Annotated in this window: 9 protein-coding genes and 1 pseudogene; 3 read left to right on the forward strand and 7 right to left on the reverse strand. The window is 64.0% G+C overall.

The genetic code is table 11. From position 1 onward, the window contains the following. Positions 1 to 139 precede the first annotated feature (139 nt). Genes cyoD through cyoA form a run of 4 tightly spaced genes read right to left on the reverse strand, consistent with a single transcriptional unit; the run spans position 140 to position 4,332 of the window. On the reverse strand, positions 140 to 529 hold the full coding sequence (cyoD, locus tag AKN84_RS43450) for a cytochrome o ubiquinol oxidase subunit IV (protein ID WP_050426469.1): 390 nt from the start codon (positions 527 to 529) through the stop codon (positions 140 to 142). Further along, complete coding sequence (gene cyoC / locus AKN84_RS43455) at positions 526 to 1,161, reverse strand: cytochrome o ubiquinol oxidase subunit III (RefSeq protein ID WP_050426470.1); 636 nt, start codon at positions 1,159 to 1,161, stop codon at positions 526 to 528. Before cyoC ends, cyoD begins: the two co-directional genes overlap by 4 nt. Next, positions 1,158 to 3,161: a cytochrome o ubiquinol oxidase subunit I gene (gene cyoB / locus AKN84_RS43460; protein ID WP_050426471.1), complete on the reverse strand. Its 2,004-nt coding sequence runs from the start codon at positions 3,159 to 3,161 to the stop codon at positions 1,158 to 1,160. Before cyoB ends, cyoC begins: the two co-directional genes overlap by 4 nt. Positions 3,162 to 3,171: 10 nt before the next feature. Then, positions 3,172 to 4,332 carry a ubiquinol oxidase subunit II gene (gene cyoA, locus AKN84_RS43465; protein WP_050426472.1) on the reverse strand — a complete coding sequence of 387 codons (1,161 nt, stop codon included), beginning with the start codon at positions 4,330 to 4,332 and terminating at the stop codon, positions 3,172 to 3,174. 244 nt (positions 4,333 to 4,576) lie between these two features. On the opposite strand from cyoA, the gene AKN84_RS43470 reads away from it, so the two are divergent. After that, on the forward strand, positions 4,577 to 5,866 hold the full coding sequence (locus AKN84_RS43470; protein WP_050426473.1) for an MFS transporter: 1,290 nt from the start codon (positions 4,577 to 4,579) through the stop codon (positions 5,864 to 5,866). Between the two features lie 117 nt (positions 5,867 to 5,983). Here AKN84_RS43470 and AKN84_RS43475 read toward each other — a convergent pair whose 3' ends face one another. Beyond that, entirely contained in the window at positions 5,984 to 6,904 is a 921-nt protein-coding gene (locus AKN84_RS43475; RefSeq protein WP_244485789.1) for a transporter, read from the reverse strand. 121 nt (positions 6,905 to 7,025) lie between these two features. Here AKN84_RS43475 and AKN84_RS43480 point away from each other — a divergent pair, with 121 nt between their 5' ends. After that, on the forward strand, positions 7,026 to 7,427 hold the full coding sequence (locus tag AKN84_RS43480; protein ID WP_050426474.1) for a c-type cytochrome: 402 nt from the start codon (positions 7,026 to 7,028) through the stop codon (positions 7,425 to 7,427). 374 nt (positions 7,428 to 7,801) lie between these two features. On the opposite strand, the gene AKN84_RS43485 is transcribed toward AKN84_RS43480, so the two are convergent. Beyond that, positions 7,802 to 9,295, reverse strand: a complete 1,494-nt coding sequence (locus tag AKN84_RS43485; RefSeq protein ID WP_050426475.1) for a M48 family metalloprotease — start codon at positions 9,293 to 9,295, stop codon at positions 7,802 to 7,804. Between the two features lie 55 nt (positions 9,296 to 9,350). Further along, positions 9,351 to 10,094 carry a thermonuclease family protein gene (locus tag AKN84_RS43490; protein WP_050426476.1) on the reverse strand — a complete coding sequence of 248 codons (744 nt, stop codon included), beginning with the start codon at positions 10,092 to 10,094 and terminating at the stop codon, positions 9,351 to 9,353. A gap of 489 nt (positions 10,095 to 10,583) precedes the next feature. On the opposite strand from AKN84_RS43490, the pseudogene AKN84_RS43495 reads away from it, so the two are divergent. Further along, a pseudogene (locus tag AKN84_RS43495) lies at positions 10,584 to 11,118 on the forward strand (hypothetical protein); the annotation flags it as partial.

Here is an 11,118-nt window from a genome sequence, read left to right on the forward strand (position 1 = left end):
CCGGGGTGGGGGTTTTGCCACGAATCCGATGAGTCATTGTGTGGAGAGAGCCCCCACCCGGATCGCATCTTTCGATGCGACCCGACCTCCCCCGCAAGCGGGAGAGGTGAAGAAGAAGGGCGACTGCTGCTCCGCATCGTCACGGCATCTGGCTCATGTCGTGCATCGGCATCATGTTGATGTTGAGGTGATGCATGACCCACAGCGAGCCGGTCAGCGCGATCACCACCATGACCACGGTGAAGATCATCGCCATCATGGTCCAGCCGTTCTCGGACCGGGTGTTCATGTGCAGGAAGTACACCATGTGCACGACGATCTGCACCGCTGCGAGCACCAGCACGATCAGTGCGGTGACCGCCTTGTCGGCGATGGTTCCCGTCATCACCAGCCAGAACGGCACCGCGGTGAGGATCACCGAGAGGCCGAAGCCGATCAGATAGCTCTTCAGCGAGCCGTGGGCGGCGCCGCCATGGTCATCATTGCCGTGACCGCCGTCGGAGTGCAGGGCGTGAGAGTCTGTTGTCATCGCAGCATTCCCAGGAGGTAGACGAAGGTGAAGACGCCGATCCAGACCACGTCGAGGAAGTGCCAGAACATCGAGAGGCACATCAGCCGGCGCCGGTTGGCTGTGGTGAGGCCGAAACGCGCGGTCTGCACCATCAGCGTCACCAGCCAGACCAGGCCGAAGGTGACGTGCAGGCCGTGGGTGCCGACCAGCGTGAAGAACGACGACAGGAAGGCGCTGCGCTGCGGCGTCGCGCCCTCATGGATCATGTGGGCGAACTCGGTGAGTTCGATGCCGAGGAAGGCGAGGCCGAACAGGCCGGTGATCGCGAGCCAGAGCTGGGTCTGGCCGATCTTCGACTTCTCCATCGTCAGCATGGCAAAGCCATAGGTGATCGAGGAGAGCAGCAGCATCGTGGTGTTGAGCGCGACCAGCTTGAGGTCGAACAGGTCCTTCGGCGCCGGGCCGGCGGCATAGTTGCCGCCGAGCACGCCATAGGTCGCAAACAGCATCGCGAAGATGAGGCAGTCGCTCATCAGGTAGATCCAGAAGCCCAGCATGGTGCTGGCGCCTTCCGGATGATCGTGCTCGTCGATGACGTGGAAGACCGGCTCGGAGCCTTGGATGGAGATTTGGGTGGTTGCTACGCTCATGTCTGGGCTCCCGCGGCGAGAACGCGCGTCCGCGCATCTTCGGTCCGCACCACCTCATCCGCCGGGATGTGGAAGTCGCGGTGATAGTTGAAGGTGTGGCCGATCGCGACCGCGAGCAGCGCAACGAAGCTGACGGCGGCGAGCCACCAGATGTACCAGATCAGGCCGAACCCCATCGCGGTGGCGAGGCCGGCGAGGATGATGCCGGTGCCGGTGTTGGACGGCATGTGGATCGGTTTGAAGCCGGTCAGCGGACGCCTGTAGCCGCGACGCTTCATATCCCACCAGGCGTCGTTGTCGTAGACCACCGGAGTAAAGGCGAAGTTGTAGTCCGGCGGCGGCGACGAGGTCGCCCATTCCAGCGTGCGCGCGTTCCAGGGATCGCCGGTGGTGTCCTTAAGCTGCTCGCGGCGCAAGATGCTGACCGCGAACTGCACCAGCATCGCGCCGATGCCGAGCAGGATCAGGAAGGCGCCGAAGGCGGCGATGACGAACCAGATTTGCAGGGACGGGTCGTCGAACACGCGGAGCCTTCGGGTCACGCCCATCAGGCCGAGCACGTAGAGCGGCATGAAGGCGAAATAGAAACCCGAGACCCAGAACCAGAACGACAGCTTGCCCCAGAACGGATCCAGCCTGAAACCGAACGCCTTCGGGAACCAGTAGTTGATGCCGGCGAACAGGCCGAACAGCACGCCGCCGATGATCACGTTGTGGAAATGCGCGATCAGGAACAGGCTGTTATGCAGCACGAAGTCGGCCGGCGGCACCGCGAGCAGCACGCCGGTCATGCCGCCGATCACGAAGGTCAGCATGAACGCCACCGTCCACATCATCGGCAGCTCGAAGCGGATGCGGCCGCGATACATCGTGAACAGCCAGTTGAACATCTTCGCGCCCGTCGGGATCGAGATGATCATCGTGGTGATGCCGAAGAACGAGTTGACGCTGGCGCCGGAGCCCATCGTGAAGAAGTGATGCAGCCAGACCAGGTAGGACAGGATGGTGATGACGACCGTGGCGTAGACCATCGAGGTGTAGCCGAACAGCCGCTTGCCGGAGAACGTCGCGGTCACCTCGGAGAAGATGCCGAACGCCGGCAGCACCAGGATGTAGACCTCGGGATGGCCCCAGATCCAGATCAGGTTCACGTACATCATCGGGTTGCCGCCGAAGTCGTTCGTGAAGAAGTTGGTGCCGACGTAACGGTCGAGCGACAGCAGCGCCAGCACCGCGGTCAGGACCGGGAAGGAGGCGACGATCAGGACGTTGGTGCAGAGCGAGGTCCAAGTGAACACCGGCATCTTCATCATCGTCATGCCCGGCGCGCGCAGCTTGACGATGGTGCAGATCAGGTTGATGCCCGATAGCGTGGTGCCGACGCCGGCGACCTGTAGTCCCCATATGTAATAGTCGACGCCGACGTCGGGACTGTAGCCGATGTTCGACAGCGGCGGGTAGGCGAGCCAGCCGGTGCGGGCGAATTCGCCGACGAACAGCGACATCATCACCAGCACGGCGCCGCCGACCGTCATCCAGAAGCTGAAATTGTTGAGGAACGGGAAGGAGACGTCGCGGGCGCCGATCTGCAGCGGCACCACGTAGTTCATCAGGCCGGTCACCAGCGGCATCGCCACGAAGAAGATCATGATCACGCCGTGGGCGGTGAAGATCTGGTCGTAGTGATGGGCCGGGAGGTAGCCGTCGGAGCCGTTGAACGCGATCGCCTGTTGCAGGCGCATCATCAGCGCATCCGCGAAGCCGCGCAGCAGCATCACGATGCCGAGGATCATGTACATGATGCCGATGCGCTTGTGGTCCACGGTGGTGAACCACTCGCGCCACAGATAGCTCCAGAGCCGGAAGTAGGTGACGATGGCAAACAGCGCGAGCCCGCCGGTCGCCACCACCGCGAAGGTGCCGACCAGGATCGGCTCATGCAGCGGCAGCGCTTCCAGATTGAGGCGGCCGAAGATCATCTTGACGAGATCGGGATTCATGCGGTCCTCCTCAGGACTCTGATTTCGGACGCTGGCCGAGCAGCAAGGATGTCGATGACGCGGGCGAGAACGGCGGGCGTTTCAGCCCGAAGCCGCGCAGCGGGGTCAAATCGAGCGGCGCGGTGATCTCGCGCGACGGCGCGTCCTTGATCTCGTCCATCGAGCAGATGCCGGCGACGAAGGTCGGCTCCGTGCCGAGCGGCGCGCCGCGGCGGGCGTATTTGTCGTAGGTGAGCGGCAGCGTGTTGTTGAGGCCCTCGCGGCCGAGGCCGCCCTTGGCGTCGATCGCCATCATCTCGCTCATGCACATCTTGCCGGGCTCGACGCACATGTTGAGGATCGCCTTGTAGAGATCGCGATCGACCGAGCGGTAGAGCCGGACCGGATCGTTCTGGCTCGGACGCTCGAGCTGCAGATAGTCGGTGCGGCCGAGCAGGTTGGCGCTGGCCTTGACGGTCGCGATCCACTTGTCGAAATCGGCGCCCGACAGGCTCTTGAACTCGAAGTGCATGCCGGAGAAGCCGGCGCCGCTGTAATTGGCGGAGAAGCCGCGATAGGTGCCTTCCTTGTTGGAGACCGCGTGCAGCTTGGTCTCCATGCCGGGCATCGCGTAGATCTGGCCGGCAAGGGCGGGGATATAGAACGAGTTCATCATGGAGGACGCCGTGATGCGGAAGCGGATCGGGCGCTCGACCGGAGCTGCGAGCTCGTTGACGGCGGCGACGCCGTAATCCGGGTAGATGAACAGCCACTTCCAGTCGAGCGCGACCACCTCGACATTGAGCGGGGCGTCCTTGCTCTCGATCGGCTTGTCGGCGGCGATGCGGCCGAGCGAGCGATAGGGATCGAGCAGATGGGTGCCCATCCAGGTCAGCGCACCGAGGCAGATGATGATCAGCAGCGGCGCCGACCAGATCACGAGCTCGAGCTGGGTCGAGTGATCCCACTCCGGCTCATAGGGGGCCGCGGTGTTGGACTGGCGGTAGCGCCAGGCGAAGAAGACGGTCAGCGCCATCACCGGAAGCACGATGATCAGCATCAGGACGGTGGAGATCACGACGAGGTCGCGCTGCTGGACGGCGACGTCGCCGGCAGGGGCCAGGACGACGAAATCGCACCCGCCAAGAAGCGCCGCGAACGGCAATAAGGCCAATAATTTCAAGGCGCGCACGGCTCACCCCACTGGAATTTTATGAGTTCCGCCAAGGGGTAGCTGCGATGCAGCAAAGTTGACATTGGACAATTTGTCCAATGTTGCACTGCGGGATAAGAGGCCAGAAGGTGAGGTGGACTGCGTGGCGAAGAGCCCGTGGCCTCATCTCTTGCTTGAGCATGACCGGTTCGGAAAACCGGTTTCCACTTTTCCGGATCATGCTCCAAAGGACGGTTCTCCGGCGATGGCACAGGCCCCAGCAATGGCTCACGGCACCCCGACCGCATCAGGTCACGGGCAGGCGAAACCCGGCGAAATCGCCATCGGCGTCATCATCGGCCGCACGTCGGAGTTCTTCGATTTCTTCGTCTACGCGATCGCCTCGGTGATCGTGTTCCCGAAACTGGTGTTTCCGTTCGTCAATGAGCTGACCGGCACGCTCTATTCATTCGGCATCTTCGCGCTGGCGTTTGCCGCGCGGCCGCTCGGCACCGTCATCTTCATGGCGGTCGACCGCCGCCACGGCAAGGGCGCCAAGCTCGTCATTGCGCTGTTCCTGCTCGGCACCGCCACGGTCGCGCTCGCCTTCCTACCCGGCTACGACACCATCGGCGTCGCGGCGATCTGGCTCTTGGCCGCCGCGCGCGTGCTGCAGGGCATCGCCTGGGGCGGCGCGTGGGACGGTCTCGCCTCGCTGCTCGCGATGAATTCGCCGGCCAACAAGCGCGGCTGGTATGCGATGGTGCCGCAGCTCGGTGCGCCGCTCGGGCTGATCGTGGCGAGCGCGCTGTTCGCGTTCTTCGCCGGCAATCTCTCTGCAGATGATTTCTTCGATTGGGGCTGGCGCTATCCGTTCTTCGTCGCCTTCGCCATCAACGTGGTGGCGCTGTTCGCGCGGCTGCGCATGGTGGCGACCGACGAGTATTCCGAGCTGTTCGAGAGCCGCGACCTCGAGCCGGCGCGGGTCGGCGAGACCATCGCGCAGGAGGGCCGCAACATCCTGCTCGGCGCGTTTGCGCCGCTGGCGAGCTTTGCCCTGTTCCACATGGTCACGGTGTTTCCGCTGTCCTGGGTGTTCCTGTTCACCAAGGAAAGCCCGGTGCGCTTCCTGATCATCGAGATGATCGGCGCGATGGTCGGCGTCGTCGCGATCATCGCCTCCGGAATGATCGCCGACCGCGTCGGGCGCAAGCCGCTGCTGCTGGGCTCGGCGGTTGCGATCGCGGTCTATAGCGGCTTTGCCCCGCAGCTGCTCGATGCCGGCGCGTTCGGTGAAACCGTCTACATGGTGCTCGGCTTCGTGCTGCTCGGCCTGTCGTTCGGCCAGTCGTCGGGCGCGATCGCCTCGAACTTCGCGCGGACCTATCGTTACACGGCCTCGGCGCTGACCTCGGATTTCGCCTGGCTGTTCGGCGCCGGCTTCGCGCCGCTCGCCGCACTTTTGCTGGCGACGCATTTCGGCCTGATCTCGGCCGGCGCGTATCTGTTGTCGGGCGCGGTGTGGACGCTGCTGGCGCTGTGGCTGAGCGGCCTGCGCGAAGCCGAAGGTTGATCTCGCGCTTCTCGTATCTCTGTAGCCCGGATGAAGCGATGCGAAATCCGGGGCCGCTTTCACCGCGGATAGTCCTCCCCGGATTGCGCTGCGCTGCATCCGGGCTACGGATTTTCACTACCGGAACAATCCGTCGACGCGGAACGAATAGCCCAGGCCGACGATGTAGTTCGGCGAGTTGCGGTTGAGCCCGAACGCGACGTGGAGATCGAGCTGCTGGGTCGGCGTGATCCGGTATACGCCGCCGGAGTTGATCAGCTGGGTCGGCCGCGCGCCGTCGGGATAGTCGCCGACATATTCGGTGAACATGCTGATCCGCTCGGTCAGCTTCTTCTCGATCACGAACGTCGCTTCCGACATGTGCTGGCCGGTCAGTTCGGCGGGGCGGAAGAATTCCGTGAACATGCCGCTGACGCCCCAGCCGTCATGCAGCTCCCATGACCATGGCAGCTGGATGTAGGGCTGCGCGCCGCGCCCGGCGATCGCAGCCGCGCCGGTCGGCAGCGCGACGCCGGCGGCGATCGACAGGTCGATCTTCCCCGGCAGCGGGCTGATCTGCCATTTGATCGCGGGCGCGACGTCGGAAAAGCCCGACGCACCGGGCGATTTCACGCTGCCGAACCAGGTCGGCAGGTCGACCAGCACCTCGAGGCAGGGCGCAATCCCGAGCCGCCAGCGGCTGTTGCTGCCGTCGATGCTGCGGCCGGCGTCGCGGCCGGTCAGGTTGACGCCGTTCTCGCTCTGCAGGCTCCCGACCGGCACGACGATACTTGAATTGGTGACGTCGGGCCGGTCGGTCGCAATTTCGTCGCTCGGCTTGGGGCAGCCGTCCGCGCGTGCGGCGGTGGTTGCTGCGGCTGTGAGCGCAGCGAGCAGCATGCACGCGAGTCCGGCAAGTCGAGCGACGGCGCCGAGCCGATTGCGAAACACTGGGGATGCTCCAATAGCCCGGCGCCGCTGCGGAGGTGGCAGCTGCGAATCGAGATCGGCGAGGCCGCGCGGATATTCCACGCGGGCGGGAATAAACTTCAGCAACAACTGCCATTCTCGGCGATCGATCCAGCTTGCGTCCAGCACAATTGCGAACCCGCGGAATTTCCGGGAATAGATCGCCGGTGAGGCTGCTCCTGTTGCGGTGACCAACAGGAGACCCCGGGAAATGACCATCCGTTCGATCGCAGGCGTCCTGGCGCCGCGGCACGCCAAAACAGCCGCAATGGCGGCGATTGCGATCCTGCTCGCCCTGAACAGCGCCCGTGCGGCGGGCGATGCCGCGCGCGGCGCCACGCTGTACCAGGGCTGCGGCGATTGCCATTCGATCGAGAAGAACGACGTCGGGCCGATGCACAAGGGTGTCGTCGGCCGCCTCGCCGGCTCGGTCGCGGGCTACAATTACTCGCCGGCGCTGAAGGACTCGAAGATCGTGTGGACCGAGGCCAATCTCGACAAATGGCTGACCGGTCCCGATGCGATGGTTCCGGGCACCAAGATGTTCTACGAGGTCCAGGATCCGAAGGATCGGGCCGACATCATCGCCTTCCTCAAGGAGAAGGCGAAGTAGCTTATAGGATGCAGCGAAGCGCAATCCCGGCTACTGAATCGCACCAAACCTCTCCACCCGTCGTCCCGGTGAAAGCCCTAGGGCATGCACACATCTTTTCCGATCGAAAAACCGACTCTTAATCAAGGACTTGGATGTGGGGCGATGACCAAAGTTCGCGAGCGCAGCTTAGCTAAACGTCGTCATTTCTCTGCGTTCTTCAGCCAAGTCCTTGAGAAGACTCCAGAAGATGTGTGCATGCACTAGGGCGAAAGCCGGGACCCATAACCACAGGGCTGCGTTGTTCGCGCAAGCTGTGGCCCCAGCTTCTCCAACAATGAACGGCGGTGGTTATGGGTCCCGGCTTTCGCCGGGACGACAGCGCCAGGTAGTCCTCAATCCACCACGATCTTGACGCGGTCGCGCGGCTTCACCTGGGCGTGGGCGTCGAGGCCGTTGAGCACGCGGAAGCGCTCGGCCGGATGATCGACGCCGGCCATCCGGTGCGACAGCGATTCAACGGTGTCGCCGGGCTGCACGTTGATGACCTTGATGCGCAGCGGGCGCGCGGCCTGGATCTCCTCAAGGGTCAGGCGACGGAATGAATTGACGGTCTCGCGCGCGTTGCGCTCGCTCTCGGTGGATTTCTGCTTGGCGGCGAAGATGAAGCGGTAGACGTCGCTGCCGAAGCGCAGCGCGTAGACCTTGAACTGCCACTGGTCGCCATGCGCGGTGGCCGAGGCCGCCGGAAAACCGTTGATGTTGAGGTCCTCGGTCGAGGATCTCTCGACGCCTTCCATCCAGCCGGAGTTCAGATAGTCGCCGAGCGTCTGTTCAGCCGGCACCCGCACCACGTCGAAGCGCATCGCCTGGCTGCCGCCCTCGCGCACGCCGATCACCGCCTGCGCGGTGTTGTCGAGCGTGAAATTATCCGGTGCGGTGAAGGTGAAGCCGAGTTTTGGGTGCAGGAATCTGCGGCCGCGCACAAAGCCTTCGCTGGGATCCTCGCCATAGACGATGTTGTCGATCGCGGCGAGATAGGTCTCGCGGTCGCGCTCGTTATTCTCGGGCGACGAATATTGCCGCGCGGTGGTTTGAGCATTGTTGATGCGCTCGGGTGTTGCCGGATGCGATGAGGTGAAGTCCTGCACGCGCGGATCGAGCGCGGTCTTGCCGATCTTGAGCGCGGCGTTGCGCTCCATCGCGGTCAGGAAGCGCGACGCGCCATAGGGATCGAAATGCGCGCGCGCGGCGATCCCGACGCCGATGCCGTCGGCCTCGAACTCCTGCTGCCGCGAGAAGCTCGCCATCGTCAGCTTGGTCTTGGCGAGCGCCAGCGCCGTGAGGTCGGGATCGGTGCTCATGTCGGTGACGACGCGCGTCACCACCGCCGCCTGGCGCGCCTGGTCCTCGCGCATCGCGGCGTGCTTGGCCAGCACATGCGCCATCTCGTGGCTCAGCACGGAAGAAAGCTCGGAGGTGTCGCTGGCGAGCGCGATCAGGCCGCGCGTCACATAGAGCTGACCGGTCGGCAGCGCGAAGGCGTTCACCGCGCCGGAATTGAGGATCGTGACCTTGTAGGCCTGGTCGGGCCGTTCGGAGGCGGCGACCAGCCGCTCGACGGTCTTGCTGATCAGGGCCTCGAGCTTGGGGTCGTCATAGGCGCCGCCATAGGACGACAGGATCCGCTCATGCTCGCGCTCGCTGTTGGGGGTCTGCTGCACCACCCGATTCGGCTTCACCGGCGCTGCTGTTGCGGTGGGCGTGACCTGCTCGAACCGGCCGACATTGCCGCAGGCCGACAGCGTCAGGGCGGCGCAGACGAGCACAGGCGCTGCCGAAAGGCGGCGGCCAATCCCATCTTCACGCCGTCCTGCGCGCTCAATCACGTCAAAAACTCACAAATTGTCCCGTAAATCGGCCGGGGTGTGGCCAAAAGGCCCCCTAGTTCCCGCCGAGCAGTTCAATCTGCCCCACCCGGAGCAGTTCGATTCGCGGCCCACGTCGTGCTTCCACCCAGCCTCGCACACGAATCCTGCGATTTTCCAGAGACTTGGGCGAAAGCCCGGCCGCCTCGAACGCAGGGACTATGCGCCTTGAAATAGTCAGAGCAAAGTCCCTAGTCCAGTTCCGGCCGAAATTCAGGTAGGTCGTCGCGCCCGCCTGGCGCACGGACAAAACCCTGCCCTCGACCACCGTAAAACGCCCGATCCCGGCCAAAATATCGTCCGGACTTTCAGCGTTTTTTATGACCGTGGCCTCGGCCCAGGTTCCCGATCGGGCGGTCCGCGCCTCGCTTTCCGCCGCCATCAGCGTCGCGGCGCAGTCCTTGTCGGCGATCTCGGACGACACCAGCGCGAGGCCCTGACGCAGCAGCTTGCTCTGTATAGGCGTCTCGCTGCCTTGGAGGAATGCGTAGGCCGGCTGCCGGCCATAGCGGTCCGGCGTGTCGTCCTGTCCGCGCAGCGTCACGTCGTGGCCGACCGATAGCGCCGCCAGCGCTGCGGTGGCCTTCGCCCGGTCCGCCACCTCGATGCCGGCAAGCCTGACCTCACGGCCGTCGTCGAGCCGCAGGCTCCGCGCATCGACAACGCCGGCGATGCGACCTTCGCCCTGAATCTCGAAATTGCATCCGGCCGCTTCGGCGCGTCCGATGCATGCAGCGACCGCGAGCGTGCACGCTGTCATCGTCACCGTCCATTGACGGGGGCGCCATGCTCTATCGCGTGGAGACATCATGCTGCATTCTTCGCTCCGGCGCACGCCGTTCGGAGCGTGGTCGCCAACACGAGCAGTCTGGCCGAAAGATCGGTTCGGAGCCACAGGCGAAGCAAGACCACATCGACCGAGCCGGCCGTGATTCGGCGATGCGTCGCTGACATTTTTGTCGTGGCGCTTCTCATTGCGCGCAACGTCATGCTGCCGGGTTCACATTGGTGCGTCCTCGCCGCGCGGTCAACGCGCGGCCTGTGCCGCGGAACGTGACGAAGATTGCCCTCAGGAGCCTGCGCAGCGCGGTTTTCACGCCCGTCAACCTTACCCATTGACCATCGCAACTCCGTGCGCGAAATGAGAATTCGTTATTATTGCCAATGACTTGCGGCGCAAGGTAACTAATCAGCAATTTTTTGAAACGGCGGCCGATCGCGGTCGCTCATGCATATTGCCGAGGTCCTTGTGTCGAATCCCGTTGTTCTGACGCTGACGACCAGCGATCCCGTCCACGATTATACCCAGCTCTACAACGCGATTTCGGCGATCAGCGTCGGCGGCGGCCTCGCTGCGGCCAACACCGATTACGTGATCAATTTCTCGCTGTCGTCCGGTGCGCGCACGCTGCAATTGCTGGACGATCTGCCGGCCATCAATCTGATGAACGGCTCGACGCTCACCTTCGACGGCAACTCCGATTACAACAATCAGCTCGGTGGGCAGGACTACAGCGACGTCATCGACGCGCGCGGTTATCAGGGCTTCGTCGTCACGTCAGGCGCGGTGACGTTCAAGAACCTCTCCATCATCAATGCGGTTGCGAGCGGCGGCAATGGCGGCGTCGGCGGTGGCGGTGGCGGTGCGGGCCTCGGCGGCGGATTGTTCGTCGGAGCGAACGCCAACGTCACGCTGAACAATGTCAATTTCGGCAGCAACAGCGCCAAGGGCGGCAACGGCGGCGTAGTCGATCCGGCCGGTGGTGGCGGCGGTGGCGGCGGTA

Origin of the sequence: Bradyrhizobium tropiciagri, from assembly GCF_001189845.1 — a bacterium.
GTDB classification, from domain to species: Bacteria; Pseudomonadota; Alphaproteobacteria; order Rhizobiales; family Xanthobacteraceae; genus Bradyrhizobium; species Bradyrhizobium tropiciagri.

Excerpts from the sequence above, each read along its gene's own strand:
- AKN84_RS43490 (WP_050426476.1), bottom strand. The coding sequence starts at position 10,094 with ATGACAGCGTGCACGCTCGCGGTCGCTGCATGCATCGGACGCGCCGAA.
- cyoC (WP_050426470.1), bottom strand. The coding sequence starts at position 1,161 with ATGAGCGTAGCAACCACCCAAATCTCCATCCAAGGCTCCGAGCCGGTC.
- AKN84_RS43470 (WP_050426473.1), top strand. The coding sequence starts at position 4,577 with ATGGCTCACGGCACCCCGACCGCATCAGGTCACGGGCAGGCGAAACCC.
- AKN84_RS43480 (WP_050426474.1), top strand. The coding sequence starts at position 7,026 with ATGACCATCCGTTCGATCGCAGGCGTCCTGGCGCCGCGGCACGCCAAA.
- cyoB (WP_050426471.1), bottom strand. The coding sequence starts at position 3,161 with ATGAATCCCGATCTCGTCAAGATGATCTTCGGCCGCCTCAATCTGGAA.
- cyoD (WP_050426469.1), bottom strand. The coding sequence starts at position 529 with ATGACAACAGACTCTCACGCCCTGCACTCCGACGGCGGTCACGGCAAT.